Annotated in this window: 27 protein-coding genes and 1 tRNA gene; 15 read left to right on the top strand and 13 right to left on the bottom strand. The window is 64.3% G+C overall.

Translation table 11 applies throughout. The features are described from left to right. Positions 1-35: 35 nt before the first annotated feature. Positions 36-1,481 (bottom strand): LVIVD repeat-containing protein, encoded by a 1,446-nt coding sequence (locus tag IC66_RS0115010; RefSeq protein WP_038948155.1) that lies wholly within the window; start codon positions 1,479-1,481, stop codon positions 36-38. A gap of 207 nt (positions 1,482-1,688) precedes the next feature. Here IC66_RS0115010 and IC66_RS0115005 point away from each other — a divergent pair, with 207 nt between their 5' ends. From IC66_RS0115005 to IC66_RS0114995, 3 genes are read left to right on the top strand one after another with little or no spacing between them, the layout of a single operon-like run. Further along, positions 1,689-2,003 (top strand): ArsR/SmtB family transcription factor, encoded by a 315-nt coding sequence (locus IC66_RS0115005; RefSeq protein ID WP_028140478.1) that lies wholly within the window; start codon positions 1,689-1,691, stop codon positions 2,001-2,003. Next, positions 1,996-2,466 (top strand): SRPBCC family protein, encoded by a 471-nt coding sequence (locus tag IC66_RS0115000; protein ID WP_028140479.1) that lies wholly within the window; start codon positions 1,996-1,998, stop codon positions 2,464-2,466. Before IC66_RS0115005 ends, IC66_RS0115000 begins: the two co-directional genes overlap by 8 nt. Beyond that, positions 2,463-2,975 (top strand): SRPBCC family protein, encoded by a 513-nt coding sequence (locus IC66_RS0114995; RefSeq protein WP_038948154.1) that lies wholly within the window; start codon positions 2,463-2,465, stop codon positions 2,973-2,975. Before IC66_RS0115000 ends, IC66_RS0114995 begins: the two co-directional genes overlap by 4 nt. 18 nt (positions 2,976-2,993) lie before the next feature. Here the strand turns inward: IC66_RS0114995 and IC66_RS0114990 are convergent, their stop codons facing one another. Beyond that, positions 2,994-3,173, bottom strand: a complete 180-nt coding sequence (locus IC66_RS0114990) for a hypothetical protein (protein WP_028140481.1) — start codon at positions 3,171-3,173, stop codon at positions 2,994-2,996. A gap of 389 nt (positions 3,174-3,562) precedes the next feature. On the opposite strand from IC66_RS0114990, the gene IC66_RS0114985 reads away from it, so the two are divergent. Continuing rightward, positions 3,563-4,369, top strand: a complete 807-nt coding sequence (locus IC66_RS0114985) for a transglutaminase-like domain-containing protein (RefSeq protein ID WP_038948153.1) — start codon at positions 3,563-3,565, stop codon at positions 4,367-4,369. Then, the gene (locus tag IC66_RS0114980; RefSeq protein WP_038948151.1) at positions 4,369-4,560 is read left to right on the top strand and encodes a hypothetical protein; all 192 of its coding nucleotides are present in this window, start codon (positions 4,369-4,371) and stop codon (positions 4,558-4,560) included. Before IC66_RS0114985 ends, IC66_RS0114980 begins: the two co-directional genes overlap by 1 nt. Positions 4,561-4,588: 28 nt before the next feature. On the opposite strand, the gene IC66_RS0114975 is transcribed toward IC66_RS0114980, so the two are convergent. After that, on the bottom strand, positions 4,589-5,362 hold the full coding sequence (locus tag IC66_RS0114975) for a DUF2189 domain-containing protein (protein WP_028140484.1): 774 nt from the start codon (positions 5,360-5,362) through the stop codon (positions 4,589-4,591). 241 nt (positions 5,363-5,603) lie between these two features. Between IC66_RS0114975 and IC66_RS0114970 the strand changes: the two genes are divergently transcribed. Continuing rightward, positions 5,604-7,835 (top strand): ATP-binding protein, encoded by a 2,232-nt coding sequence (locus IC66_RS0114970; protein ID WP_038948150.1) that lies wholly within the window; start codon positions 5,604-5,606, stop codon positions 7,833-7,835. A 1-nt stretch (position 7,836) separates the two neighbouring features. On the opposite strand, the gene IC66_RS0114965 is transcribed toward IC66_RS0114970, so the two are convergent. The 7 genes from IC66_RS0114965 to IC66_RS0114935 form a co-directional block, all read right to left on the bottom strand. Further along, positions 7,837-8,280 carry a hypothetical protein gene (locus tag IC66_RS0114965; protein ID WP_028140486.1) on the bottom strand — a complete coding sequence of 148 codons (444 nt, stop codon included), beginning with the start codon at positions 8,278-8,280 and terminating at the stop codon, positions 7,837-7,839. 2 nt (positions 8,281-8,282) lie between these two features. Then, complete coding sequence (locus IC66_RS0114960; RefSeq protein ID WP_038948149.1) at positions 8,283-8,669, bottom strand: nuclear transport factor 2 family protein; 387 nt, start codon at positions 8,667-8,669, stop codon at positions 8,283-8,285. 80 nt (positions 8,670-8,749) lie between these two features. Continuing rightward, positions 8,750-9,217, bottom strand: a complete 468-nt coding sequence (locus IC66_RS0114955) for a MarR family winged helix-turn-helix transcriptional regulator (protein ID WP_028140488.1) — start codon at positions 9,215-9,217, stop codon at positions 8,750-8,752. A 42-nt stretch (positions 9,218-9,259) separates the two neighbouring features. Beyond that, complete coding sequence (locus tag IC66_RS0114950; protein WP_038948147.1) at positions 9,260-10,870, bottom strand: acyl-CoA synthetase; 1,611 nt, start codon at positions 10,868-10,870, stop codon at positions 9,260-9,262. Positions 10,871-11,029: 159 nt separating this feature from the next. Next, positions 11,030-12,166, bottom strand: coding sequence for an epoxide hydrolase family protein (locus IC66_RS0114945; RefSeq protein WP_038948146.1), 1,137 nt, complete (start codon positions 12,164-12,166; stop codon positions 11,030-11,032). A gap of 127 nt (positions 12,167-12,293) precedes the next feature. Continuing rightward, the gene (locus IC66_RS0114940; protein WP_038948145.1) at positions 12,294-12,749 is read right to left on the bottom strand and encodes a GatB/YqeY domain-containing protein; all 456 of its coding nucleotides are present in this window, start codon (positions 12,747-12,749) and stop codon (positions 12,294-12,296) included. Positions 12,750-12,800: 51 nt separating this feature from the next. Further along, the gene (locus IC66_RS0114935; RefSeq protein ID WP_038948144.1) at positions 12,801-13,511 is read right to left on the bottom strand and encodes an alpha/beta fold hydrolase; all 711 of its coding nucleotides are present in this window, start codon (positions 13,509-13,511) and stop codon (positions 12,801-12,803) included. A gap of 146 nt (positions 13,512-13,657) precedes the next feature. Between IC66_RS0114935 and carA the strand changes: the two genes are divergently transcribed. Further along, on the top strand, positions 13,658-14,848 hold the full coding sequence (carA, locus tag IC66_RS0114930) for a glutamine-hydrolyzing carbamoyl-phosphate synthase small subunit (RefSeq protein ID WP_038948142.1): 1,191 nt from the start codon (positions 13,658-13,660) through the stop codon (positions 14,846-14,848). Positions 14,849-15,021: 173 nt separating this feature from the next. Next, positions 15,022-15,543 carry a hypothetical protein gene (locus IC66_RS0114925; protein WP_038948140.1) on the top strand — a complete coding sequence of 174 codons (522 nt, stop codon included), beginning with the start codon at positions 15,022-15,024 and terminating at the stop codon, positions 15,541-15,543. A gap of 115 nt (positions 15,544-15,658) precedes the next feature. Here the strand turns inward: IC66_RS0114925 and IC66_RS0114920 are convergent, their stop codons facing one another. Further along, on the bottom strand, positions 15,659-16,183 hold the full coding sequence (locus tag IC66_RS0114920) for a Dps family protein (protein WP_028140495.1): 525 nt from the start codon (positions 16,181-16,183) through the stop codon (positions 15,659-15,661). A 114-nt stretch (positions 16,184-16,297) separates the two neighbouring features. Here IC66_RS0114920 and IC66_RS0114915 point away from each other — a divergent pair, with 114 nt between their 5' ends. Then, positions 16,298-16,999, top strand: coding sequence for a class I SAM-dependent methyltransferase (locus tag IC66_RS0114915; protein ID WP_028140496.1), 702 nt, complete (start codon positions 16,298-16,300; stop codon positions 16,997-16,999). A gap of 54 nt (positions 17,000-17,053) precedes the next feature. Next, positions 17,054-17,129 (top strand) — tRNA-OTHER (locus IC66_RS46240). A 113-nt stretch (positions 17,130-17,242) separates the two neighbouring features. On the opposite strand, the gene IC66_RS0114910 is transcribed toward IC66_RS46240, so the two are convergent. Continuing rightward, positions 17,243-17,614, bottom strand: coding sequence for an ArsR/SmtB family transcription factor (locus IC66_RS0114910; RefSeq protein ID WP_038948139.1), 372 nt, complete (start codon positions 17,612-17,614; stop codon positions 17,243-17,245). 113 nt (positions 17,615-17,727) lie between these two features. On the opposite strand from IC66_RS0114910, the gene IC66_RS0114905 reads away from it, so the two are divergent. The 3 genes from IC66_RS0114905 to greA all read left to right on the top strand — a co-directional run bounded on the left by IC66_RS0114905 (position 17,728) and on the right by greA (position 23,200). After that, positions 17,728-18,897 carry an MFS transporter gene (locus IC66_RS0114905; RefSeq protein ID WP_038948138.1) on the top strand — a complete coding sequence of 390 codons (1,170 nt, stop codon included), beginning with the start codon at positions 17,728-17,730 and terminating at the stop codon, positions 18,895-18,897. A gap of 142 nt (positions 18,898-19,039) precedes the next feature. Beyond that, positions 19,040-22,504, top strand: coding sequence for a carbamoyl-phosphate synthase large subunit (gene carB / locus IC66_RS0114900; protein ID WP_028140499.1), 3,465 nt, complete (start codon positions 19,040-19,042; stop codon positions 22,502-22,504). A 222-nt stretch (positions 22,505-22,726) separates the two neighbouring features. Further along, the gene (gene greA, locus IC66_RS0114895) at positions 22,727-23,200 is read left to right on the top strand and encodes a transcription elongation factor GreA (protein ID WP_007596674.1); all 474 of its coding nucleotides are present in this window, start codon (positions 22,727-22,729) and stop codon (positions 23,198-23,200) included. Between the two features lie 165 nt (positions 23,201-23,365). Here greA and IC66_RS0114890 read toward each other — a convergent pair whose 3' ends face one another. After that, positions 23,366-23,845, bottom strand: coding sequence for an Lrp/AsnC family transcriptional regulator (locus IC66_RS0114890; RefSeq protein WP_026201989.1), 480 nt, complete (start codon positions 23,843-23,845; stop codon positions 23,366-23,368). Between the two features lie 266 nt (positions 23,846-24,111). Between IC66_RS0114890 and trxB the strand changes: the two genes are divergently transcribed. Together trxB and IC66_RS0114880 are read left to right on the top strand one after the other, a co-directional pair. Further along, positions 24,112-25,077 carry a thioredoxin-disulfide reductase gene (trxB, locus tag IC66_RS0114885; RefSeq protein ID WP_038948137.1) on the top strand — a complete coding sequence of 322 codons (966 nt, stop codon included), beginning with the start codon at positions 24,112-24,114 and terminating at the stop codon, positions 25,075-25,077. A 5-nt stretch (positions 25,078-25,082) separates the two neighbouring features. Further along, positions 25,083-26,006: a LysR family transcriptional regulator gene (locus IC66_RS0114880; RefSeq protein WP_026201990.1), complete on the top strand. Its 924-nt coding sequence runs from the start codon at positions 25,083-25,085 to the stop codon at positions 26,004-26,006. The last annotated feature ends 55 nt before the right edge of the window (positions 26,007-26,061 follow it).

Raw genomic sequence — 26,061 nt, 5'->3', positions numbered from 1 at the left:
AACATCGATGCCGACATCGCTCCGCCCCCGCATCGTCAGTTCTTCGGCAGGCCGGCGACATTGCGCGCCGGGCCGGTCAGCTCCAGGATATGCAGGCCGGTATTGGCGCGGTCGACGATGTAGATGAAGCCGCGATCATCGGTCTCGACATTGTTGGTCTGGATCGCGACCTTGCAGCGCTCGCCGCCCTCGATCGGGATGCAGCGCTTGTCGGTTGCGCCAGTGATCGACGGAATGAAATAGCCGACCTCCTTCGGGTGATAGGGATCGCGGATGTCGAGCGCGCGCACACCGGCATTGAAGAAGGCGATGAAGGCCATCTTCTTGTAATAGACCGGCGCCATGCTCTCGTTGGAGGAATGCGAGCCGAACCGGCCGCCGCGCTGGCAGAACTGCCCGCTCGCCTCCGGCACGGTGTAGCTCGAGATCATCATCGGCCGCGTCTCGGTGGTGACGTCGGCGAACCACACCATCTGCCGCGCCTCGCCGCATTCGTTGAGGATCGCTTCATTCACGATCATGACGATGTCGCGGGTCTTGCCGTCCTTGTCCTCGGCGAATTCGGCGATCGGCATGTCGAGCATCGGAAACGTCGTATGCGCTCCGTTGAAGGCCGACATCGGCATGCGCGAAATCTCGGGATAGCGCAGATTGTCCGGCGTCGGCTCTTTCGGCCCGTTCAGGAGCTTGTCGCGATCGACGATCTGCAAAATGCCGCCCTTGTTGGTGCCGTAACCGAAATAGACGCGGTTGCCATCGGGCCCGGTCGAGATCGGCCCGTGCAGCTCGGTCGGCACCGCGCCGGTCGAACCGGGCTCCTGACCGGGCAGTCCGAAGTCGCGGATCTTCTGCGGATGCGCGGGATCGGAGAGATCATAGATCTGCGTCATGCGCCGCGTGCGCCAGTCCGGCGCGCCCGAGACGAGATAGGCGATACCGGTGTCGCATTCCCACCAGCTCTTGTGCGTGTCCTTCAGGCCGCCGATGCGCGTGATGAGGACCGGGCTCGCGGGATCAGTGACGTTCCATAACTCATGCGCCTCGCCGCCGAAGGTCCTGAGCATGTAGACCGCGTTGGGATCACCCTTCGGCAACGCCTTGCCGTCGCACACCCGCACCATCTGCGCCCCGCCGGAGTCATACTTGCCCTCCTGCCCCGGCAGATGCCTCAGATATTTCGGTCGCGCGGGATCGGTGACGTCGACGATCGAGGTTCCGTTCGGCTCGGCCTTGCCCGTCATCGGGTTGACAGGCGCGGGCACATCATCAGTGCCGCCGTGATGGCCGATATAGGCGATCCAGCGATCGCCCTGGTGATGGATGGTCGGCTGATAGGCGCTGCGGGCCTGGAGGTCGTTGCTCCCGACGAGCTTCATGTTGGACGCTTCGGGCGGCGCGCCGATGGTCTGCTTCTGCGCCTGGGCCCCGGTGCTGCACGCGAAAAGGACGAGAGCGGCAGCAAATGAAACGCGACGGAACATGAAAATCCTCCCGGAACCAATCTGCGTTGGCTGAGCTGAAAGGCTAGCACGGCCGATTGCGGGCGACCAAAACACGATTCTGCGGCTGGACATTCCGGGGCGCACAAAGTGCGAACCCGCAATCTCGAGATTCCGGATAATTGCTGCGCGGTTTCGGAATGACGGCGCGCTTGACACGCAACCATTTGGTTGCCTATTATCGGTGTCATGGATGAGGTCTTCAAAGCGCTCGCCGATGCGTCACGACGGTCGCTGCTCGACAGGCTTCACGCCAAAAACGGCCAGACGCTGAACGAGCTCTGCGAGGGCCTTGCGATGACGCGGCAGGCCGTGACCAAGCACCTTGTCATTCTGGAAGAGGCCAATCTGGTCACGGCTATCAGGCATGGCCGCGAGAAGCTGCACTATCTCAACCCGGTGCCGATCCATCAGATCGGCGAACGCTGGATCAAAAAATTCGAGCGCGGCAAGCTCGCCGCACTCAGCGAGTTGAAACGCCAGTTGGAGAAGCGCGATGAGTAAGCCGGAGTTCGTCTACGTGACCTATATCGAGACCACGCCGGAAAAGCTGTGGGAGGCGCTGACGTCGAGCGAATTCACCAGGCAATATTGGTTCGGCGCCGAGGTCCGCTCCGACTGGAAAGCCGGCTCGCCCTTTGCGCTCACGCTCGACGGCGAGATCACCGATTCCGGCGAGATCCTCGAGGCCGATCCGCCGCGCCGCCTGTCCTACAGCTTCAAGCACCAGAAGTTCGAAGAGCTGCGCGGCGAGCCGATCTCACGCGTCATCTTCACCATCGAACCGTTCGGCGCGCTCGTGCGTTTGACCGTGTTGCATGACGGCTTCGTCGAGGGCGGCAAATATCTCGGCGCCGTCTCCAATGGCTGGCCGGCGATCCTGTCCGGGCTCAAGAGCCTGCTGGAGAGCGGCAAAGTGCTCGCCATCCCGCGCACGGCGCTCAACAAGGGATTCGACGCAAAATGAACCTCGATCAATTCAAGCCGCTGACGGTCTACACCATCTACATCGCTTCGACGCCGGAGAAGGTATGGGAGGCGCTGACATCGGCCGAGTTCAGCAAGCAGTATTTCTTCGGCAATGCCGTGGAGGTCGAGCCGCGTCTTGGCGGTGCGTTCACCGTGCGCACGCCCGATGGCGCGTTGCACATCAGCGGCGAGGTTCTCGCCTACGATCCGCCGCGAAAGCTTTCGGTCACATTCAACGTGAACTGGCCCGAGCTGATCGAGAAGCTCGGCCCGACGCTCGTCACCTACGAGATCGAACAGGCCGGCGATGCGGTCCGCCTCACCATGAGCGAAGGCCACGACCGCCCGCTCGGCGACGACATCCTCGAAGGCGGACGGCAGGGCTGGCCGGCGATCCTGTCCGGTCTCAAGAGCGTGCTCGAGACCGGCAAGCCGCTGGTGGTGAAGATGGGCCCGCCGCAGCGGATGCTGGATGCGCTGAAGGCGATGGGGATCAAGACGCCGTAGCGGCCGGAACCTGGGCCCTCATCGCTTCTTCTTCACCAGCGGCGGATGAATCTCGTCGATCTTGCGACGGCATTCCCCTTCAGAGTCGTGCGGCCCCGAGACAAAGGTCCCGCTGACTTTGATCGCGTACCAGCCCGACTCCACGCCGAGCCGTAGCGCTTCGTCTGCCTTGACGTGCCGTGGGGAGAGCGTTTGCATCAGGTGCTTTCGGTTGGCGTTCGATCTCACATCGACCGCGATGGAATCTTCCCGTCATCGAGCGGCACGAGCCCGCCGCGCGCGGCTCAGCCGCTGAAACGGGCAATACGCCAATGGTCGTCGTTACGACGTGTCGGTTCCGCCGACGCCAGAAATGAGCCGTTCACGTCGCGCGCTTGGAGTCGTAGCGGCCTGTGTGCGCAGAGACGACCGGCCTGCCCGACATTGGCGCACCGTGCGCGCAATCACTGCAATTAGCTATCGTTTTCTCGCCCGCGCCGCGCTTTTGAAGCGCCAAATGCCGCTCGCGGGCGAATAAGGCGGTCGAAGCCTTGTGTTCGACCGCTTCGTAGCCATGTTGAGAGCTTAGCCAAGGGAAAGTGTTTCGTATGAAGCTCCGCGTCGGGTACGAGATGCTGTACGAATTCCCGCAGCCGACGCCCATGATCATGGTGTTGGGCACGCACTTCACGCGCGCCTCCGATGTGATCGTGCCCGATCTGCTGACCACCAGCCCCTCGGTGGCGATCAGTCCCTATCGCGACCTCTTCGGCAATTGGTGCAGCCGCATCGTAGCGCCAGCCGGCGCCTTCCGCCTTGCCGGCGATGGCGTCGCTGGCGACAGCGGCCTGCCCGACCCGGTGTTTCCAAAAGCGATTCAGCACGCCGTCGAAGCGCTGCCGGCCGACGCGCTCGTCTATCTGCTCGGTAGTCGCTACTGCGAGACCGATCGCCTGTCGGACATCGCGTGGAAGTTGTTCGAGCAGACGCCGCCGGGCTGGGCGCGGGTCCAGGCCATCTGCGATTTTGTTCATCGCCGCATCACGTTCGGGCATGAGCACGCGCGTGCGACCAGGACAGCCCGGGAAGCCTACGACGAAGGCAAGGGCGTATGCCGCGACTATGCCCATCTCGCCATCGCTTTCTGCCGTTGCATGAACATCCCGGCGCGTTATTGCACCGGCTACCTCAGCGACATCGGCACACCGCAGCCGTGGCCTGCGGGAGATTTCGCGGCCTGGTTCGAGGCTTTCATCGGTGGGAGCTGGCACATGTTCGATCCGCGCAACAACACGCCGCGGATTGGCCGCGTGCTGATCGCACAGGGACGCGACGCCGCAGACGTCCCGATCACCCAGACCTTCGGGCCGAATACCCTGCTCAATTTCAAGGTATGGACGGACGAGGTCGCCTGATGACAGACAGCACCGCTGCGCTCAGCGCCGATGAATTCGCGTCGCTGGCCGAGGTCGGCAAGGGCAAGGCGCAAGACGAAATTCCGCAAGGACACGGCGAACGCCTGGTCAACCTGGGTTATGCGATCAGGCGGCTCGGCGAACTCGAACTGACCTCATCCGGCGTTCGCCGCTTGGCAACGGGCGAATAGCTCGCCGCCGTCGCGCCCGGCTCCCTTCTTACGCCGCCGGCACCACCAGCCGCCGATAAAGATGCCAGGTCGCATGCCCGAGCACGGGCAGTGTCACGATCAGCCCGAGAAAGTAAGGCAGCGCCGAGACGATCAGCAGCATCACGATCACGGCGGCCCATGTGATCATCGGCAGCGGGCTCGTCACCACTGCGCGCACGCTGGTCACCATCGCCGTGACGAAATCGACCTCGCGGTCGAGCAGCAGCGGAAACGACACCACGGTCAACGAGAACAGGATCAGCGACAGCACCGCACCGACCGCATTGCCGATGCCGAGGAACAGCAGGCCTTCATTCGTGGTCAGCACCACGGTCATGAATTCCTGAAGGCTCGAGAACGAAGCGTGCAGGCCGAGCAGGAGCGCGATCAAAAGCCGCACCTGGTACATCCATATCACGAACACGAACAGCGTGACGAACGCCATCCAGCCGATCTCGCTGCGCGCGCGCACGGCCGACCAGATCGCGCCGAAGGAGACCGGCTCGCCGCGCTCACGGCGGCGGCTGACCTCATAGAGTCCGATCGCCACGAACGGCCCGATCAACGCGAAGCCGGCCGCCAGGGGATAGACGAGATAGACCATGCCGAAGGCGGTGAGGCACAGCATGATGGCGATGCCGCCGGCGGCGTAGAGCGCGCCGAAGCAGAGACCGTAGAACGGCAGCGCCTGGAAATCGCGCAGACCCTCGACCAGCGCCTCGGCGATGTCGGTCGCCGCGACGCGACGTACCACCGGATCAACCTTGCCGGAGATGGACATCAGCTCCCTCCACACATCGACGCGATCTTTCGTCGCCCGCAGGCTGCAATACTAGCGCCGCCGCGCGCAGGCGCAACTTGATGCGAGCGGGCGCGAAGAATAGCGGCGAGGTAACTATGCTCGCGGTGTGAAATCCTTGACCATCAGTGCGATTTTCGCCCAATGGCTATGGACTGAGCAGACGATCGTGCCGCAAATTATACCTCCGAGCAGATACGCCTGAGAGCGGACCGCCCCACCGATGAGCCTGCGTACCCGGTTACTGATCCTCGTCATCGCCGCCATGCTCGTGCCGGCGATCCTGGTCGGGCTGCGCTTCGTGCAGAACCGGGCCAGCGAGATCGACGCGGCGCTGGCCAATCTGGCCGCATCCGCCGACGACATCGCCAGCGATCTGAACGAGAAGATCCAGGGCACCGCCCAGCTCCACTACGGTCTGGCCCGGGCCCGCGACCTCGACACGCGCGACAAGGCGGCGTGCTCGGCGTTTCTGTCGGAAGTGCGCGAAGAATACCCGCAGTTCACGGGCATCCTGACCATCGATCCCGACGGCAGCCTGTTCTGCGACTCGCTTCGGACCAACCGCACCCTCGACCTGAACGACCGTGGCTATTTCAAAGAGGTCAAGGGTCTTCAAGGCGTCGTTGCCGCAGAGCCGGTGTTCGGCCGCCTCACCGGGCTATCGGTGCTGCAGATCGCCTATCCCGTGCGATCGGAGACGGGCGCGCTGAAGTTCGTGCTGCTCGCGTCCTTCAACTTGAACAAATTCGCGGAATTTCACGACAAGCGGCTGCTCGCCGAGAAGGATATCCTGTTCGTCGACGCCAAAGGTACGGTCCTGGTCGCCCCCAAGGGCGGCGGCTGGAGCGAGCCTGTCGGCGGGACCATTGCGGGCTCCGATCTGTTCCGCTTTGCCGCAGCGCCCGATGGCGAGCCATTTCGGGAAGTCACCGACCGCGGGGGCCGCACGCAGATCTGGGGCGTTGCCCGCTCGCCCTCGATGCGCAAGGCCGGCCTCACCATCATGGTCGGACGCTCCAAGGACGGACTGGTCGCGGCGGCGAACCGCCGGCTTTACGAGGACATGGCGATTCTCGCGGTGGCCTTGCTGCTGCTCCTCGCCGGCTTATGGATCCTCACGACCGTGAGCATCGGCCGCCAGATCGGGCGGCTCGCCACCATGGCGAAGAGGCTCGCGCGCGGCGATCTCAGCGCCCGCATTCCGGAGCCCCATCCGGGCGGCGAGCTCGGCGGATTGATGAGCCTGCTCAACGGCACCGCCGAATCGCTAGAACAGCAGCGCGCCGCGATCGCGGATCTCAACCAGAAGCTCAGCCAATCCCAGAAGATGGAAGCCATGGGCCAGCTCACCGGCGGCGTGGCGCATGATTTCAACAATCTCTTGACCGTCATTCTCGGCAACTCGGAGCATCTCGCCGACCGGCTGGCGGGAAACAAGGAATTGCACCGCATTGCCGGCGACATCGCGACCGCCGCCGAGCGCGGTTCTGACCTGACGCGGAGCCTGCTCGCCTTCGCGCGCAAGCAGCCGCTGCGGCCGAGAGAGATCGACATCGCCGAGAAAGTGCTCGGCATGGAGCAGCTTCTGCGCCGGACGCTGGGCGAGCACATCGAGTGCCGCTTCGCGTTCGACCGGGATTTATGGCCGACCAGCGTCGATCCCGGCCAGCTGACGACGGCCCTGCTCAACCTCGTACTCAACGCGCGCGACGCGATGCCGGAGGGCGGCAAGCTGACGGTCGAGGTCCATAACAGCTCGCTCGGTGAATCCGACCTCGACGTCAACGGCGAGCCGCGGCCCGGCGACTATGTGATGGTGGCCGTCACCGATACCGGCAGCGGCATGAGCGCCGAGGTGGTCAGCCGCGCGTTCGAGCCGTTCTTCACGACCAAGGAGGTCGGCAAGGGGACCGGCCTGGGCCTGAGCATGGTCTACGGATTTGCACAACAGTCCGGCGGACTTGTGCAGATGCAGTCCGAGCCGGGACGAGGCAGTGTCGTCAGGCTGTTCTTTCCCCGTATCGCAACGCCGCCAGGCCAGGACCTGCGCCCGGCGGAAGCGACCGTCACACAAGCGGGACACGAGACCATTCTCCTCGTCGAAGACGACGACATGGTGCGGGCCTATGTCGAGAACGAGCTCAGGACGCTGGGCTACCGGGTCATCGCCACGTCGAACGGACCGGCGGCGCTGGAGGTGCTGCGCCAGCCCGGGGACATCCAGTTGCTGTTCACCGACGTCGTCATGCCCGGCGGCATGTTCGGGCCGGAGCTTGCGAGGCAAGCAACCGGGCTGCGGCCTGATCTCAAGGTGCTCTTCACCTCCGGCTACAGCCAGACGCCCGTCAAGACATCGGACGGGGTCGGCGACGCCCGCATTCTGACCAAGCCGTTCCGGCGAAAGGATCTTGCGGCGATGCTGCGGGCCGCGCTCTCGGAGCCGTCGCGGTAGATCAGGATGCTATCGCGAGCTGGAGCGCCACTGCGAGATTGGCCGCGAACAGGCCCGCGTCGATGACGAAGATCCGGAGCATCGGCCCCTTCAACACCGGCCAGTAGGCGACCCCGACGCGCCCGCCACGCATCAGCACCGGGAGGTTATAGGCGAACTGGCTGAAATGGCAGGCCGAAAAGAACAGGAACAGCGTGAGCTGCGCCTCGACCGGCTGAAAGAAGAGCGGACGCGCAGCCAGAAGGTAGAACGACAACACCCCTATCGGCAGGTTCATCCCGCCCAGGAACGCGACGCTGGCCGCCAGGGTTGGCGCGATCGGATTGCTGCGCTCTTCCCGCGGCAGCAAGATCTTCAGGGTGTTGGCCTGCGCAATGCTGAACTGGATGAAGGCGCCGCCGAACCACAGCGTGTTGAGGAGCAGGACGATATCCGAAAGGCGCATGGTCATTTTCCGTAAAAGGCTTCGCTGCGCACGACGCGCCCCGTATCGTCGAAATCCATGAACTCGCTGGCGCGCGTGTCTCCCAGCTGCCACCACACCGTCAGGCGCGCGATGGCGTTGTCCCAGCTCCAGCTCAGGATCCTCAGGTCCGCGCTTTCGATGTGGCCATAGGCTTTGCGCCAATAGGCGCGGATATTCTCGATGCCGGCGACGACGGGAGAACCGGTCAGCGTCAGCGCCAGAGGGCTGCGCATCTGCGCGTTCTCGGCAAAATGCGCCACCACCGCGTCGATATCGACCTTGCACCAGCTCGCGCACCAGGCCGCGACGAAGCGTTCGGCGGCCGCGCGATTCATTTTCTGCGCGCTCAATGGATTCTGTCCGCTCATGACACGGGCCCTCCCCGGCTCGTTGCCAGGACAGTGACAAAGCCCGCTTCTCATGTCAACTATATTGACTTTAAGAACGGTCAATTGTTGTCGGCGATCGTCCCCATGACCGCCATCCATGCCGCCGACCCGGATGCGCCGACGCGATCGAACGCCTCGCGCAAAACCTTGCGCTCGTGGTCCGAGGCCCGTTGCTCAATGCGCTGCCCGGCGGCCGTCAGACGCAGCAGCTTGGAGCGATGCTGCTCGGGCGAGCGCTTCGACGTCACCAGCTTGCGCTCCAGCAGCAGACTGAGCGGCCGGCTCAAGGCCTGCTTGGAAATGCCGAGGACCTCGAGCAGCGAGCCGATCGCGATATCGGGCCGGCGTGCCACCACATAGAGGATACGATGATGCGGACGCGACAGGCCCTGCTTCGCAAGATATTCGTCGGCTTCCAGCGTCATGCCGCGCCAGCCGTAATACATGAGCTCCAGCGCCGCATCGAGATCGTGCAGCTTGTCGAGCGAAGCGCGGTGAAGTCCCGCGGCTTGAGACGTCCTGGCCATTGTCGGAAGTCAGCCCTTGTAAGAAGTCAGCCCTTGTAAGAGTCAGCCCTTGGCCCGCAGCTCGCGCCGCAGCACCTTGCCTGTCGCCGTCATCGGCAGCGTCTCGGCGAATTCGACGAACCGCGGATATTCATGCGCGGCGAGCTGCACCTTGACGAACTCCTGGATCTCGCGCGCCAGCGCGTCGGTGCCGGTAAAGCCCGGACGCAGCACGATCCAGGCCTTGATCGATTCGGTGCGGATCGGATCGGGGATGCCGACCACCGCGGCCATTGCCACCGAGGGATGCTTCATCAGCGTGTGCTCGATCTCGGACGGGCCGACGCGATAGCCGGCGGTGGTGATGACGTCGTCCTCGCGGCTGACGTACCAGAAATAGCCGTCCTCGTCCTGCACGCCGAGATCGCCGGTGAGCAGGAATTCGCCGGCATATTTCTTCGCCGTCGCCTCCGGATTGCGCCAGTATTCGAGCATGGTGACGGGGCATGGCTGGCGCACGCCGATGATGCCCCGCTGGCCGCGCGGCAATTCTTCGCCCTTGTCGTTGACGATGCGGACGTCGAAGCCCGGCGTCGCCTTGCCCATCGAACCCGGGCGGATCGGAAACAGATTGGAGTTGCTGCCGATCACGAGATTGCACTCGGTCTGGCCGAACACCTCATGGGCGTCGATACCAAAAGTCTCGCGAACCCAACCGAGCAGTTCGCCGCCGAGCGATTCTCCGCCGGTGAAGATGCTGCGGAGCTTGACGCCCGGATGCTTCACCCCGGCCTGCCGCATCAGCTTGAGCGCGGTCGGCGGCAGGAAGACGTTGCGGACGCCAAGGTCGGCCATCATCTGCATCGCCGCCTGCGGCTCGAATTTGCGCGCGCGATGCCCGACCAGGGGGATGCCGTGATACCAGAATGCGAGCAGGCCGTTGACGAGGCCGCCGATCCAGGCCCAGTCCGCCGGCGTCCACATGAGATCGCCGGGACGCGGCAGGAAGTTGTGACACATCTCGACATTGGGGAGATGGCCTAGCACGACGCGGTGCGCATGCAGCGCGCCCTTGGGATTTCCCGTCGTGCCCGAGGTGTAGATGATCAGCGCGGGATCGTCGGCGGCGGTGTCGACGGTCGCAAAGTCCTCGGACGCGGTTTCGATCGCCGGCCAGAATGGCTTTGCGCCGGCGTGGACGGCGCCGCTCGTGACATAGATGTCCTGCAGATAGGGCAGCCGCTCGCGGATCTTCGTGAGCTTCTCCCAGCCCGCCTCATCGGTGATGATTGCCCTCGCGTGTGAATTCGACAGGCGAAATTCCAGCGCGTCCTCGCCGAACAGTGCGAACAGAGGGATCGAGACCAGGCCTGAGCGGAATGCCGCCATATGCGCGATCGGCAGCTCCAGCGATTGCGACAGGAACACCGCGACGCGGTCGCCGCGCGAAAGCCCATCCGCCTTCAGCACGTTGGCGAAGCGGCGCGACATGTCCGCGACCTCGTCGAAGGAGGTTCGCGTGGTGGCGCCGTTCTCGTCGACATAGATCAGCGCGAGCCGGCCGGTGCCGTCGGCATGCCGATCGCAGCATGCTTCCGCCATGTTGAAGCGCGCCGGGATGTCCCAGCGGAAGTTGCGAGTGAGTTCGTCGTAGGTTGCGGCTTCGGTCAGCATGGGCTTGGATCGTTTCCGTCAGTCTCGGTCATGGCCGGCAAAAGCGCAAAGCGCGTCTTCGCGATCAAGTCCCGGCCATCCACGCTCTTCTTGCTTCACTGCTAGTCTAAGGCCGTGGATGCCCGGGACAAGCCCGGGCATGACGTTTGAGGGGACCCTTCACCGCACCGTCGCAAAGAACTTCCTGACATCGCGCACGAACAGCTCCGGCTGCTCGAACGCGGCGAAATGGCCGCCCTTCTCCATCTCGCTCCAATGCGTGATGTCATGGAAGTTCGGTTCCATCCAGCGTCGCACCGGCGTGATGATCTCCTTGGGGAACGCGGCGACGCCCGTCGGCACCTTGACGACAGGCGTGGTGCGGCGTTTGCCAAAGCTCTCCCAGTAGAGCCGCGCCGAGGAGGTCGCCGTCTCCGTCACCCAGTACAGCATGACGTTGTCGAGTAACTCGTCCCTGGTGAAGATGTTCTCGGGATGGCCGTCGCAATCGGTCCAGGCCCAGAATTTCTCCAGAATCCAGGCCGCCTGCCCGCTCGGCGAATCCGTGAGGCCATAGCCGAGCGTCTGCGGGCGCGTCGATTGCTGCTTGGAGTAGCCGGAGTCGAGATCGACGTAATGCTTGAGGCCGGCGAGCGCTCGCTTCTCCTCCGCGGTCGGCTCGCCCTCCATGCGCGGCGGCGAGTTGAAGGACAGCGTGATGTGAATGCCGGCGCAGTGCGCCGCATCCTGCGCACCGAGCGAGGCCGTCACCGCCGAGCCCCAGTCGCCGCCTTGCGCGCCGTAGCGCGCATAGCCGAGCCGCTCCATCAGCTTCGCCCAGGTCGCGGCGATGCGGTCGACGCCCCATCCGGTCGCCTTCGGCTTGGCGGAGAAGCCGAAGCCCGGCAGCGAGGGACAGACGACGTGAAACGCGTCCGCGGGATTGCCGCCATGCGCGACGGGATCGGTGAGCGGCGCGATCACCTTCTGGAATTCGACGATCGAACCCGGCCAGCCATGGGTGATGATCAGCGGCAGCGCGTTTGGCTCTTTCGAGCGCACATGCAGAAAATGAATGTCGAGCCCGTCGATCTCGGTGGTGAACTGTTCGAAGCGGTTGAGCTTTGCCTCGCGCGCCCGCCAGTCGTAGCCATCGGCCCAATAGGTGCAGACCTCCTGAATCCACTTCAGCGGCGCGCCTTGGCTCCAGTCGTCAACCAGCTCCGCCTCCGGCCAGCGCGTGCGGGTGAGACGCGACTTGAGATCGGCGAGGATGTCGTCGGTGATGGCGACGCGGAACGGTTTGATGGCGGTCATTGGCTGCCTCCCTTCTTCTTCTTGTCATTCCGGGGCGCGCGTAGCGCGAGCCCGGAATCCATTAAGCAACGGACTCAGCAGCGCGATGGATTCCGGGTTCACGCTACGCGTGCCCCGGAATGACAACTTAGCCCGACAGCGCCGCCTTCACCAAACCGCTGGCCTTGCCGAAATCCATCTGTCCGGCATACTTGGCGCGCAGCACGGTGATCACCTTGCCCATGTCCTTCATGCCGGCGGCGCCGGTTTCAGTGATCGCGTCCGCGATCGCCTTCTTCACCTCGTCGTCGGCCATCTGCTTCGGCAGATACGCCGAGATCACTGCGATCTCCTCGCGCTCCTGGGCCGCAAGCTCGGCGCGGCCGCCTTTTTCGTAGAGCTCGACCGACTCCTGCCGCTGCTTGATCATCTTCTGAAAGACGCCGAGCAGGTCGGCGTCCGACAACGGCGGCTTGCCCTGCCCGCGCGCATCGATGTCGGCATTCTTGATGGTCGAATTGACCATGCGCAGCGTGGACAGCTTGCGCTCGTCCTTGGCCTTCATGGCCTCCTTGACCGCATTGTTGATGTCGTCGCGCAACATGATCGTGATCCCTTCGAATATCTGACGCCTGATCTAGGCCGTTCGCGGCCCCTAGACAACCTCGGTTCCGAGCCATTCGGTCAAGGCCCGCACTGTCGCTTGCGGCTGCTCGGCTTGCGGCAAGTGCCCGCAGCGATCGAGGACTTTGAGCCTAGCGCCGGCGATGCCCTCGGCCATCTCCCTGGAGAGAGCGTTCGGGATGGTGTTGTCAGCATCGCCCGTCAACACCAGCGTCGGGCATTTGATCGCTGCAAGCGTCGGGCGCGAATCCACCCGTGCGATGATCGCGGTCTGCTGCCGCAGATAGCCCTCGACACCGACATCCTCGTCCTGCGCATGCACCAGCTTGAGAATATCGGCATCATCGCGCCGCGACGGATGCACGAGCTCCGGAAAACTCTCCTCGCGGATTGCGCGGAGCTCGCCGCGCCGGGCGCGCTCCATCAGGCCGCGGCGGCGCACGGTCGCCTCCGGGGTGTCGGGCCGCGCCTGGGTGTTGATCAACGCGAGCTTGGCCACCCGCTCGGGCGCCTGGCGCATGATCTCGAATGCGATGTAGCCGCCCATGGAATGGCCAGCGAGCGCGAAGCGCGGGGGGGCCTCGCTCAGCACGCGGGCGGCGATCGCCGCCATGCTGTCGTCGCGGATATGGTTGGCAACCATGACCGGGCCGAAGCGCCACAGCGCCGGGATGACAGGGGCATAGATCCGGGCCGAGGAGGCCAGCCCCGGAACCAACAGAATCGGGGTGGTCTGGTCCATTATTGCCTCGCAAGCCCAGGAATTTGCCGGAAATTGTGCGGCCAAGCTTAGGAGCCCGAGACGGGCTGTCAAATATGCAAAAACGCATGTGAATCGGCGCATCTGCGCTTTGACGGGGGCGTCCGGCAGGCTTATGAAACGCGCTCATGACACAACATGACAACGATCCCGCCTGGCCGGACCATAAACCGACCGCGCTCCTCGTGCTCGCCGATGGCACCGTGCTCGAAGGCTTTGGCCTCGGCGCCGAAGGCCACGCCGTTGGTGAAGTCTGCTTCAACACCGCGATGACCGGCTATGAGGAGATCCTCACCGATCCCTCCTATGCCGGCCAGCTCATCACCTTCACCTTCCCGCATATCGGCAATGTCGGTACCAACGAGGAAGACATCGAGACGGTGAACATGGCCGCGACGCCGGGCGCGCGCGGCGTGATCCTGCGCACCGCGATCACCGATCCCTCGAACTACCGCGCCACCAAGCATCTCGACCAGTGGCTGAAGGCGCGCGGCATCATCGGCCTCTCCGGCATCGACACCCGCGCCCTGACTGCGCTGATCCGCAGCAAGGGCATGCCCAACGCCGTGATCGCGCACGCCAGGAACGGCGAGTTCGACCTGCATGGGTTGAAGGAAGAGGCGCGCGAATGGCCGGGCCTCGAGGGCATGGACCTCGTGCCGATGGTCACCTCGGGCCAGCGCTTCACCTGGGACGAGACGCCGTGGCTGTGGGACAAGGGCTTTGGCCGTCAGGACAAGGCTGAGTTCAACGTCGTCGCCATCGACTACGGCATCAAGCGCAACATCCTGCGCCTGCTCGCCGGCGTCGGCTGCAAGGTGACGGTGGTGCCGGCGACGACCTCGTCCGAAGACATTCTGGCGATGAAGCCGGACGGCGTGTTCCTGTCGAACGGTCCCGGCGATCCGGCCGCGACCGGCAAATATGCCGTGCCCGTGATCCGGGACGTCATCAAGTCGGGCACGCCGACCTTCGGCATTTGCCTTGGCCACCAGATGCTCGGCCTCGCCGTCGGCGCGAAAACGAAAAAGATGCATCAGGGCCATCACGGCGCCAACCACCCCGTGAAGGACGAGACCACCGGCAAGGTCGAGATCACCTCGATGAACCACGGCTTTGCGGTCGACGAGACCACGCTGCCGAAGGGCGCGACGCAGACCCACATCTCGCTGTTCGACGGCTCCAATTGCGGCATCCAGCTCGACGGCAAGCCGGTGTTCTCGGTGCAGTACCACCCGGAAGCATCGCCCGGCCCGCGCGACTCGCACTATCTGTTCCAGCGTTTTGCGGATCTGATGCGTCAGAAGAAGAGCGCGTAAGACGCGCGCTCTCATGCCCCCGCTGAACCGGGGCCTACCACTCGCGGCTATCTGGGTCCCGGCTCTGCGCCGCAGCGTTGCCCGCTGCAGCGCGTCCGGGACAGGTGACCCGTTGAGGAACACCTCCACACGATAGAATGTTGTCCCGCTGTCTTTTGCAGCCGGAGCCCGCCATGTCCGTCGTCCGCGACAAGGCCGAGCCGCTCACCATCGTGTTTAGGGATGATGGGCTCGTGCCGAACAACATCCGCCCCTTCCTGGTCTACCAGGGTGCGGTGAAGCTCGACCCGAAGCAGCCGGAAGAGACCATCGAGAACCTGTTCGAAGCGAACGGCTGGGGCGGGACGTGGCGCAACGGTGTTTACGATTATCTGCATTACCACGCGACGGTGCATGAGGTGCTCGGCGTGGCGCGCGGCAGCGCCCGCGTCCGCTTCGGCGGCGACCATGGCCAGGAGCTCGAGATCAAGGCGGGTGATGTCGCGATCCTGCCGGCCGGCACCGGACATCAATGCATCAGGGCGAGCCGTGATTTCTGCGTGATCGGCGCCTATCCGCGCGGCGCGAAGATGGAGATCACGCGCGCAACGCCGGACAACCACGCCAAGGCGCTGAAGACGATTCCACAAGTCGCGCTGCCGCCGGCCGATCCAGTGACCGGCAAGGATGGGGCGTTAATGCGGTTGTGGCGGTAGACAAAAGCGAAGGTGCGTAGGGTGGATTAGCGAAGCGTAATCCACCACGTCTGTCTCCGCCGAAACAGAAGAGGTGGGTTACGCCTGCGACTAACCCATCCTACGGCAGTTCGCCCTACGCCGCGTTGCTGCCTTCCTGCCGCGTGGCCTCGAACAGGAACCACGTCCGGCGCTCGGTCTCGTCGATGAACACTTCCAAAATGCTGGCGCTGGCGACATCGCCGGCGTCGTCGCAGACGTCGTGCGCTTTGCGCATCGCGGCCGCGACGTGCTTGTTGTCCTGCATCAGTTCGCGCAGCATCTCGCGCGGCGGGACGTAGTCCTCGTTGTTGTCCTTGATGGTCTGGAGCTTTGCGACCTGGCCGATCGACTTCAGCGTGGTGCCGCCGATCTTGCGGACGCGCTCGGCGAGCTGGTCGGTGGTGGCGAAGATCTGGTCGGACTGCTCGTCGAGCAGCAGATGATAGTCGCGGAAGTGGCGGCCGCTGATGTGCCAGTGGAAATTCTTAGTCTTCAGATACAGCGCGAAGGCGTCGGCCAGAAGTACGTTGAGCGCCTCCGAGACCTTCTTGACCCCGTCGGGCGACAGGTCGGTGGGGGTATCGAGATCGGGCGAGACCTTGTTGTTGGTTTTGCTCACGGGAAGCCTTCCTGTTAGGACGCGGACATTGACGGCGCGCCGTCGCACCCCTAACGCAAGGCGGGCAGCGCCGGTTCCTTGAGGGGAACCGTTTGGCCGGGACCTTCGAATACCATGGACGATTGGATCGATTATTACGACTCGACGCATACGATCTATGTCAGCAAGCTGCATCGCGACTTGCACTTCCAGATCATCGCGCGGGACATCATCGGCTACATCTCCTCGCCGGACGCGACGGTGCTGGACTATGCCTGCGGCGAGGCGCTGTCGGCGAGCCAGGTGGCTGGTAGCTGCGGCAAGCTGATCCTCGCCGAGCCCGCGCCGGGCGTGCGCGGCCGGCTGATCGCGCGGTTTGCCCCGAACACCAAGATCCGCGTCCGCTCGCTCGACGATGTCCGCAAGATGCAGGACCAGTCGATCGACCTCGTCGTGATGAACTCGGTCGCGCAATACATGGCGCCGGAGGAGCTCGACGCCGCGCTCCTCACCATCCGCCGTATCCTGAAGCCCTCCGGCAAGCTGGTGCTGGGGGACATCCTCCAGCCCAATGTCGGCATGGTCAGGGACGTCATGGCGCTGCTCGGCTTCGGCCTGCGCCACGGTTTCTTGAAGGACGCGCTGGTCGGGCTCATCAGCACCGCGCTGTCCGATTACCGACATCTGCGCACGCGCATCGGGCTCCAGCGCTACAGCGAGGAGGAGATCACCGCCAAGCTGAGAGCGGCCGGGTTCGCGGTCCAGCGCGCCCACACCAATATCGGCCATAATCGCTGGCGCATGACCTTCGTCGCGCGGCCGCCTCTGGTTCGTTAAGCATAACAATTAGCCGTTGTAGCTTGTCGCACTGCAATCGGTAATGATCGCCGCGGCCCGGTGGCGGAAGCGTCTACGCGAGGGCGGTGCAACGCTCTACATCCTGGTTCAAATCCAGGCCGGGTCTCCACGCTTCGCCCCTTCGGGCTACGCGTGGCGCAGCCACGCTTGACCCGAAGGGGCGAAGCGTGTCCGGCGTAGCTGGAGCGCAGCGGAAGCGTAGACGGACTGCCCGCGCAAACCTCAACCTGCCTCCACCACTTCACACTCAGCCATCAGCTGAAGCCGCTCAGCATCCTTGCTCGCGGACTTGATCACCGCATCGAGCAGGCCGGGAAAACGCGCGTCCAGATCCTCACGGCGCAGCCGCATGAAGCGGTTGGTGCCGGCCACGCGCGTCTGCATCACGCCGCATTCGCGCAGCTTGGCGAAGTGATAGGCGAGGTTGGACTTGCCCGCGAGCCCGTTGAAGTCGCCGCAGCGGAGCTCGCTGCTGACACGTTCCTGCTGGGCGAGCTGGTAGACGATGGCGAGCCGGATCGGATCGCTGAGGCAATCCAGCACCATCGGCAATTCGATTTGCTCGCGGGTCGGGTGGAGAGGTGTGCGGCTCATGACCCGGGAATCATAGCGAAGCGGCCGCAATGTTCAATAGTTCTTGAACCAATTGACTTACAAACCACCATATCCAATAGTTCAATAAACGTTGAACATAGGGATATCGTCCAATGAGCGTATTCTGGCTGGCCCTGGCGGCCTTTGCGATCGGCACCGAAGGCTTTGTCATCGCGGGTCTTTTGCCCGGCATCGCTGCCGATTTGCAGATTTCGGTCTCCGCCGCCGGCCAATTGGTCACGGCCTACGCCCTCACCTATGCCGTGGGCTCGCCGATCCTGGCCGTCGCGCTGAACAATATCGACCGCCGAACCGTGCTGGCCCTGGCGCTGGCGACCTTCATCGCCGGAAATCTCGCCGCGATGGTGGCTTCCAGCTACGCCCTGCTGCTGGCTTCGCGGATGCTGATGGCGCTGGGCTCCGGGCTTTGCATGCCGACGGCGCTCGCGGTGTCCGTGGCGGTCGCCTCGCCCGAACGGCGCGGCCGAGCGGTGGCGCTGGTCACGTCGGGCCTGACGGTCGCGACTGTCATTGGCGTTCCCCTCGGCAACCTCGTCGGCAGCCTCCTCGGCTGGCGCGCGACCTTTGCGATGGTCGCCATGATAGGCACCGTCGCGCTCGCCGGTCTGCTGCTCGGCCTGCCCCGCGGCCTGCCGCGCAACACGGCCTCGCTCGGCGAACGGCTGGCGGTGGCGCGTCACAGCAATGTCCTGGTCGCGCTTGTGATCACGATCCTATGGGCGCTCGGCGGCTTCACCGTGTTCACCTATTTCGCGGTTCCGCTGCGCGGCCTCGGCTTCGATGCGTCGCAAATCAGCCTTGCATTGCTGGTGTTTGGCGGCGCGGCCGCGATCGGGAACATGTTCGGCGGCTTACTTGCCGACCGACTCGGTACGCTCGCCACCGTGGGCCTCGGCCTCGCCGGCATGGCAGCCGCGCTGATCCTTCACTCGGTGGTCCTGAAGCTGATGCCGGGCCAGGCGCACTATGAGGTGCTGGGCACGATCTTCCTCTGGGGCATCTCGGGCTGGGCATTCTACCCGGCCCAGGTCTCCAGCATCATCCGGATCGAGCCGCAGGCCTCGATGATCGCGCTCTCGCTCAACGCCTCCGCCATGTATCTCGGCTTCGCCATCGGCGGGGCATTGGGCGGGGCGGTGCTGGCGACCCTCTCGCCGAACGACCTCGGCTGGATCGGTGGAATGAGCGTTGCGGCCTCACTTCTGGTGCATCTCGCCCGTGGCTGGCAGGCCAGGCCAAAACCCGTCAAAATTGCCGGTTGATGGGCGTTTTTCGGGGTTTCGCCGCCCCGGAATCTGGTCTAAGACCCACCCGCGCGCGAGGGAGACCACCGCGCTCTCGGCCAAAGGGACGCGCAGGAGCGCGCCCTTTTTTTGTGCCCAAATTCCAGTCCGGCGAGAGTTGATGCCCAAACGTACAGACATCACCACCATCCTGATCATCGGCGCAGGTCCCATCGTGATCGGCCAGGCCTGCGAGTTCGACTATTCGGGCACCCAGGCGGTGAAGACGCTGAAGGAAGAGGGCTATCGCATCGTCCTCGTCAATTCCAACCCGGCCACCATCATGACCGATCCGGAATTGGCCGATGCGACCTATATCGAGCCGATCACGCCCGAGATCGTCGCCAAGATCATCGAGAAAGAACGTCACGTCATTCCCGGCGGCTTCGCCCTGCTGCCGACCATGGGCGGACAGACCGCGCTGAACTGCGCGCTGTCGCTGCGCCAGCAGGGCACGCTGGAGAAGTTCGACGTCGAGATGATCGGCGCCACCGCCGACGCGATCGACAAGGCCGAGGATCGCCAGCTGTTCCGCGAGGCCATGACCAAGATCGGTCTCGAGACGCCGAAGTCGCGGCTCGCCAATGCCTCCGCCCTGAAGAAGTCCTTCCGCGACAAGCGTCAGGCTGAACGCGAAAAGCTCTCGGGCGCGGCCCTCGAAGAGCACGATCGGCAGTGGACGCTGGGCGAAAGCGACCGCCGCAAGCGCTATCAGGAATATGCGCTGGGCCAGGCCATGATGGCGCTGTCCGAGATCGGCCTGCCCGCGATCATCCGCCCCTCCTTCACCATGGGCGGCACCGGCGGCGGCATCGCCTACAACAAGGAAGAGTTCCTCGACATCATCGAGCGCGGCTTAGACGCGTCTCCCACCAACGAAGTGCTGATCGAAGAATCCGTGCTCGGCTGGAAAGAGTACGAGATGGAGGTGGTGCGCGACAAGAAGGACAATTGCATCATCGTCTGCTCGATCGAGAACCTCGATCCGATGGGCGTGCACACCGGCGATTCCATCACGGTGGCGCCGGCCCTGACGCTGACCGACAAGGAATACCAGATCATGCGCGACGCCTCGCTGGCGGTGCTGCGCGAGATCGGCGTCGAGACCGGCGGCTCCAACGTGCAGTTCGGCGTCAATCCCGAGGACGGCCGCATGGTCGTTATCGAGATGAACCCGCGCGTGTCGCGCTCCTCCGCTCTGGCTTCGAAGGCCACCGGCTTTCCGATCGCCAAGGTCGCAGCCAAGCTCGCGGTCGGCTACACGCTCGACGAGATCGCCAACGACATCACCGGCGGCGCCACGCCGGCCTCGTTCGAGCCGACCATCGACTATGTCGTCACCAAGGTGCCGCGCTTCGCCTTCGAGAAATTCCCCGGCGCCTCCACCACGCTGACCACGTCGATGAAGTCGGTCGGCGAAGTCATGGCGATCGGCCGCACCTTCCAGGAAAGCCTCCAGAAGGCGCTGCGCGGGCTCGAGACCGGACTGACCGGCCTCGACGAGATCGAGATCGAAGGTCTCGGCCGCGACGACGACAAGAATGCGATCCGCGCCGCGCTCGGCACGCCGACGCCGAACCGGCTGCTCCAGGTCGCCCAGGCGATGCGGCTCGGCTGGTCGAACGAGGAGATCTTCAACTCCTGCAAGATCGACCCGTGGTTCCTCAGCGAGATGCGCGGCATCGTCGACATGGAGGAGAAGGTCCGCAAGAACGGCCTGCCGGGCAATGCCTTCGGCATGCGCACGCTCAAGGCCATGGGCTTCTCCGATGCGCGGCTGGCGGTGCTTGCCGAGACGACGGAAGCCGAGGTCACCGCGAAGCGCCACGCGCTCGACGTTCGCCCGGTGTACAAGCGCATCGACACCTGCGCGGCCGAATTCGCCTCGCCGACCGCCTATATGTATTCGACCTATGAGGCGTTGTTCGCCGGCGCACCGGCGGACGAGAGCACGCCATCCGACAAGAAGAAGGTCATCATTCTCGGCGGCGGACCGAACCGCATCGGCCAGGGCATCGAGTTCGACTATTGCTGCTGTCACGCCTGCTTCGCGCTGCACGATGCCGGCTACGAATCCATCATGGTCAACTGCAACCCGGAGACGGTGTCGACCGACTACGACACCGCCGACCGGCTCTATTTCGAGCCGCTCACTGCCGAGGACGTGCTGGAGATCATCGCCAAGGAGCGCACGAATGGCACGCTGCACGGCGTGATCGTGCAGTTCGGCGGCCAGACCCCGCTGAAGCTCGCGCGCGCCCTGGAGGCCGCCGAAGTGCCGATCCTCGGCACCTCGCCTGATGCCATCGACCTTGCCGAAGACCGCGACCGCTTCAAGCGCGTGCTCGACAAGCTCCGTCTCAAGCAGCCGAAGAACGGCATCGCCTATTCGGTCGAGCAGGCAAGGCTCGTCTCCGCCGATCTCGGCCTGCCGCTTGTGGTGCGCCCGTCCTACGTGCTCGGCGGCCGCGCGATGCAGATCATCCGCGAGGAGAACCAGCTCAACGATTATCTGCTCGGCACGCTGCCGGAGCTGGTGCCGGCCGACGTCAAGGCACGCTATCCGAACGACAAGACCGGGCAGATCAACACCGTGCTCGGCAAGAACCCGCTGCTGTTCGACCGCTATCTCTCGGACGCAATCGAGATCGACGTCGACTGCCTCTGCGACGGCAAGGACACCTTCATCGTCGGCATCATGGAGCACATCGAGGAAGCCGGCATCCATTCCGGCGACAGCGCCTGCTCGCTACCGGCGCATTCGCTCGAGCCTGAGATGATCGAGGAGCTGGAGCGGCAGACCCGCGAGCTCGCGCTCGGCCTCGACGTCGTCGGCCTGATGAACGTGCAATACGCCATCAAGGACGGCGAGATCTACGTGCTCGAGGTCAATCCGCGCGCCTCGCGCACCGTGCCCTTCGTTGCCAAGGTCGTCGGCACGCCGGTCGCGAAGATCGCGGCGCGCATCATGGCGGGCGAGAAGCTCGCCGATTTCAAGCTGAAGAAGGCAAAGCTCAAGCACGTCGGCGTCAAGGAATCGGTATTCCCGTTCGCGCGCTTCCCCGGCGTCGACACGGTGCTCGGCCCCGAGATGCGCTCGACCGGCGAGGTCATGGGCATCGACCGCAATTTCGAGGTCGCCTTCGCCAAGAGCCAGCTCGGCGGCGGCACGCGAGTACCGCGCAAGGGCACGGTCTTCGTCTCGGTGCGCGAGAGCGACAAGACGCGCATCGCCGAGGCGGTCCGCGAACTGCATTCGCTCGGCTTCAAGGTGCTGGCGACCTCGGGCACCCAGCGCTTCCTGACCGACCAGGGCATCCCGACCGAGAAGGTGAACAAGGTGCTGGAGGGCCGGCCGCACATCGTCGACGCCATTACCAATGGCGACGTCCAGCTCGTCTTCAACACCACCGAAGGCCCGCAGGCGCTCGCCGACAGCCGTTCGCTGCGGCGCGCGGCCCTCTTGCATAAAGTGCCGTATTACACCACTCTTTCCGGGGCCGTGGCGGCCGCGCAGGGCATCCGCGCCTATCTCGGCGGGGACCTTGAGGTTCGTACCCTGCAGAGCTACTTTTCGGAAACCTGATCGCGAGCGGGCGGCCGAGCCTTAAGGGTTAAGCCATCCGTTAAGTGATTGGCAATGAAGCCACAATGGCCGGAGGAACTGTCCGGCCATGGTGGTTGTTCTGTTCCGGCGCCAGCCCACATAACGTTCCGGTGGCCGCGTGTTCAGGGCCGGGAATACCGACGAATCAAGGTTGCCGCGCCCGCTGTTGTGGGGACGCGGAGCCGAAGGACGAGAGAAGAGATGGAAAAGGTTCCGATGACAGCGGGCGGCTTTGCCGCGCTCGGGGAAGAATTGAAGAAGCGCCAGTCCGAGGACCGTCCGCGCATCATCGAGCACATCGCGGAGGCGCGCTCGCACGGAGACCTGTCGGAGAACGCGGAATATCATGCCGCGAAGGAAGAGCAGTCCCACAATGAAGGCCGCATCGCCGAGCTCGAGGACAAGCTCGCGCGCGCCGACATCATCGACATCTCGAAACTGTCCGGCGATACCATCAAGTTCGGCGCCACCGTGACCTTGGTCGACGAGGACACCGAGAAGAAGACGGTGTGGCAGATCGTCGGCGAGGTCGAGGCCGACGCCAAGAAGGGCCGCATCTCCATCACCTCGCCGCTCGCCCGCGCGCTGATCGGCAAGAAGAAGGGTTCGACCGTCGAGGTCAACGCACCCGGCGGCGCCAAGGCGTATGAAATTACCAAGGTGGAATGGCGGTAAGAATTTGCCGCCCGCGCTGAGACGTTTCAAAAGGCCGCGCATCGCGCGGCCTTTTTGTTTCGGCGTGTTGCTTGTGTGGGTGGAGCACGCTCTCTCACCGCTGGTCGTTGCGAGCGCAGCCCGCACCTCAATCAGGATGACGGGACTGGCAGGACCTTGGAGCGGCTACCGCCTCCCCTTCACGTCCAGCGGCACCGCCGCCTCGTATTTCGAATTATGCAGCACCAGCGATGTCCGCACATTGCGCACGTGGGGCGCGGCGGTCAGATGCGTGACGAAATCCTGGAAGGTCGCCATGTCGGGGGCGACGCATTTGAGGATGAAATCGACCTCGCCCGACAGCATCCAGCACTCCCGCACCAGGGGCTCGGCGCGGACGAACTCCTCGAAGGCGCGTAAGTCCGCCTCGGCCTGGCTGGACAGGTGCACGGCGGCAAATACGGTGACGTCGAAGCCGAGCTTGCGGGCGTCCAGCAGGCCGCGATAGCCGTGGATATAGCCCTCCTCCTCCAGCGCCCGGACGCGGCGCAGGCAGGGCGGCGGCGAGATGCCGACCCGCTTGGCCAGCTCGACATTCGTGATTCGACCGTCAGCCTGAATCTCGGAGAGAATTTTCAGGTCGATGTCGTCTAGGTTCCGCGACACTTGATTGGAACTCCTGGCCTTTGCGGCTGTATTGGTGGGTTTGCCGCAATCCTCATAGCCCAGTCCGCGCGGCTAGCGCAATTTTATTGCGCGTGCACCGCAATCGACTTTTGTTCCTTGTTGGAAAAATCCGCCGATAGGCAATGCAATTCTTGCATAGCTCACCAGAAGGCTTAGATTAGCTCTGATATTTCAGCGCCTCCGCGAGGCCTCCCGGCACGTTCCGCTCCCGCGCTGTGAATCCCCCGTGAAAGGCGTCCGTCAATATGTCCGCCCCTGTCCATGCAAAGGTCGTCATTATCGGCTCCGGCCCCGCCGGCTACACGGCGGCGATCTACGCCGCGCGCGCGATGCTCGAGCCGATCCTGATTCAGGGCATCCAGCCGGGTGGCCAGCTCATCATCACCACCGACGTCGAGAACTATCCGGGCTTCGCCGACGTGATCCAGGGCCCCTGGCTGATGGAGCAGATGGAGAAGCAGGCGGTCCATGTCGGCACCAAGATCGTCTCCGACCTTGTGATCAAGCTCGACAGCTCGCAGCGGCCGTTCCGCCTCACCTGCGACTCCGGCGACGTCTATCTCGCCGACGCCGTGATCCTCGCCACCGGCGCGCAAGCGCGCTGGCTCGGGTTGCCGTCCGAAGTAAAGTTCCAGGGCGGCGGCGTGTCGGCATGCGCCACCTGCGACGGCTTCTTCTACCGCAACAAGGAGGTCGTGGTGGTCGGCGGCGGCAATACCGCGGTCGAGGAAGCTCTGTACCTCACCAACCATGCCTCGCAGGTCACCATCGTGCATCGCCGCGACCACTTCCGCGCCGAGCGCATCCTGCAGGAACGTCTGTTCAAGCACCCCAAGATCAAGGTGATCTGGGACAGCGCCGTCGACGAGATCTGCGGCACCGAGAACCCGAACAAGGTCACCCATGTGCGCCTGAAGAACGTCAAGTCCGGCGCGCTGACGGACGTGAAGACCGACGGTGTCTTCATCGCCATCGGCCACGCGCCGGCGACCGAGCTCGTGAAAGACCAGATCAAGCTCAAACCGTCGGGCTATGTCGAGGTCGCCCCGAACTCGACCGCGACATCGGTGCCCGGCTTGTTCGCCGCCGGCGACGTCGCCGACGAAACCTATCGCCAGGCCGTCACGGCCGCCGGCCTCGGCTGCATGGCAGCTCTCGAAGCCGAACGTTTCTTGGCCCTGCGCGCCAGCGAGCGCGCGGCAGCGGAATAAAGATCATGCCCCGAACACGCGACGGATTTACAGATATGGACTGGGACAAGCTGAAGGTGTTTCACGCAGCGGCGGAAGCTGGCAGCTTCACGCATGCGGGCGAGCAGCTCGGCCTGTCGCAATCGGCGGTGTCGCGCCAGGTCTCGGCGCTGGAGCAGGAGCTTTCGGTCTCGCTGTTCCACCGCCATGCCCGCGGCCTGATCCTCACAGAGCAGGGCGATTTGCTGTTCCGCACCGCGCATGACGTGTTCATGCAGCTCCAGGCGGCGCGCGCCAAGCTGACCGACAGCCGCGAGCGGCCGAGCGGCGACCTCAAGATCACCACCACCCCCGGCGTCGGCATCAACTGGCTGATCCCGCGGCTCGGCGAGTTCACCGCGCTCTATCCGGAAATCCGGATCTCGCTGATCGTCACCGACGAGGAGCTCGACCTGTCGATGCGCGAGGCCGACGTCGCGATCCGCACCCGCAAGCCCACGCAGCCGGATCTCATCCAGCGCAAGCTGTTCGCGATGGGATTCCACGCCTACTGCTCGCCGGAATACATCAAGCGCTTCGGCACGCCGCGCACGCTGGAGGAGCTCGACTCCCACCGCATCATCACGCTCTCGGACGGCAACTTCGCGCCGCATTTGCAGAACCGCAACTGGCTGGTCGAAGCGGGCCGCAACGGCTCGGGTCCGCGCGAAGCCTATTTCAGGGTCAACAACATCCTCGGCCTGGTGCGCGCCTGTCAGCAGGGCCTCGGCATCGCGGCGCTGCCCGACTACCTCGTCGAGGAACAGAGCAAACTCGTGCAGCTGTTCGGCGAGTCGGATTCGATCCAGCTCGATACGTACTTTGTCTATCCCGAGGAGTTGAAGACGGTCGCGCGCGTGCAGGTGTTCCGCGACTTCGTGGTGAGCAAGGCGCAGCGCTGGCCTTCCTGATTTCCGCATGACTGACATGCGGCCTCGGCTGTTGCTGCATGGCGCTCGTCAAGCT

Source organism: Bradyrhizobium genomosp. III (assembly GCF_000261705.1).
GTDB classification, from domain to species: Bacteria; Pseudomonadota; Alphaproteobacteria; order Rhizobiales; family Xanthobacteraceae; genus Bradyrhizobium; species Bradyrhizobium ottawaense.
Note: the sequence above shows the minus strand (reverse complement) of the source record. Positions and strands in the feature narration are given on the sequence as shown.

Coding starts and splice junctions, on each gene's coding strand:
- IC66_RS0114955 (WP_028140488.1), bottom strand. CDS start 9,217: ATGGCCAGGACGTCTCAAGCCGCGGGACTTCACCGCGCTTCGCTCGAC.
- IC66_RS0114915 (WP_028140496.1), top strand. CDS start 16,298: ATGGACGATTGGATCGATTATTACGACTCGACGCATACGATCTATGTC.
- IC66_RS0114985 (WP_038948153.1), top strand. CDS start 3,563: ATGAAGCTCCGCGTCGGGTACGAGATGCTGTACGAATTCCCGCAGCCG.
- IC66_RS0114925 (WP_038948140.1), top strand. CDS start 15,022: ATGTCCGTCGTCCGCGACAAGGCCGAGCCGCTCACCATCGTGTTTAGG.
- IC66_RS0114990 (WP_028140481.1), bottom strand. CDS start 3,173: ATGCAAACGCTCTCCCCACGGCACGTCAAGGCAGACGAAGCGCTACGG.
- carB (WP_028140499.1), top strand. CDS start 19,040: ATGCCCAAACGTACAGACATCACCACCATCCTGATCATCGGCGCAGGT.
- IC66_RS0114945 (WP_038948146.1), bottom strand. CDS start 12,166: ATGACCGCCATCAAACCGTTCCGCGTCGCCATCACCGACGACATCCTC.
- IC66_RS0114995 (WP_038948154.1), top strand. CDS start 2,463: ATGAACCTCGATCAATTCAAGCCGCTGACGGTCTACACCATCTACATC.
- greA (WP_007596674.1), top strand. CDS start 22,727: ATGGAAAAGGTTCCGATGACAGCGGGCGGCTTTGCCGCGCTCGGGGAA.
- IC66_RS0115010 (WP_038948155.1), bottom strand. CDS start 1,481: ATGTTCCGTCGCGTTTCATTTGCTGCCGCTCTCGTCCTTTTCGCGTGC.
- IC66_RS0114880 (WP_026201990.1), top strand. CDS start 25,083: ATGCCCCGAACACGCGACGGATTTACAGATATGGACTGGGACAAGCTG.
- IC66_RS0114975 (WP_028140484.1), bottom strand. CDS start 5,362: ATGTCCATCTCCGGCAAGGTTGATCCGGTGGTACGTCGCGTCGCGGCG.
- trxB (WP_038948137.1), top strand. CDS start 24,112: ATGTCCGCCCCTGTCCATGCAAAGGTCGTCATTATCGGCTCCGGCCCC.
- IC66_RS0114935 (WP_038948144.1), bottom strand. CDS start 13,511: ATGGACCAGACCACCCCGATTCTGTTGGTTCCGGGGCTGGCCTCCTCG.
- carA (WP_038948142.1), top strand. CDS start 13,658: ATGACACAACATGACAACGATCCCGCCTGGCCGGACCATAAACCGACC.
- IC66_RS0114960 (WP_038948149.1), bottom strand. CDS start 8,669: ATGAGCGGACAGAATCCATTGAGCGCGCAGAAAATGAATCGCGCGGCC.
- IC66_RS0114905 (WP_038948138.1), top strand. CDS start 17,728: ATGAGCGTATTCTGGCTGGCCCTGGCGGCCTTTGCGATCGGCACCGAA.
- IC66_RS0114980 (WP_038948151.1), top strand. CDS start 4,369: ATGACAGACAGCACCGCTGCGCTCAGCGCCGATGAATTCGCGTCGCTG.
- IC66_RS0114970 (WP_038948150.1), top strand. CDS start 5,604: ATGAGCCTGCGTACCCGGTTACTGATCCTCGTCATCGCCGCCATGCTC.
- IC66_RS0114950 (WP_038948147.1), bottom strand. CDS start 10,870: ATGCTGACCGAAGCCGCAACCTACGACGAACTCACTCGCAACTTCCGC.
- IC66_RS0114965 (WP_028140486.1), bottom strand. CDS start 8,280: ATGCGCCTTTCGGATATCGTCCTGCTCCTCAACACGCTGTGGTTCGGC.
- IC66_RS0115000 (WP_028140479.1), top strand. CDS start 1,996: ATGAGTAAGCCGGAGTTCGTCTACGTGACCTATATCGAGACCACGCCG.
- IC66_RS0114910 (WP_038948139.1), bottom strand. CDS start 17,614: ATGAGCCGCACACCTCTCCACCCGACCCGCGAGCAAATCGAATTGCCG.
- IC66_RS0115005 (WP_028140478.1), top strand. CDS start 1,689: ATGGATGAGGTCTTCAAAGCGCTCGCCGATGCGTCACGACGGTCGCTG.
- IC66_RS0114940 (WP_038948145.1), bottom strand. CDS start 12,749: ATGTTGCGCGACGACATCAACAATGCGGTCAAGGAGGCCATGAAGGCC.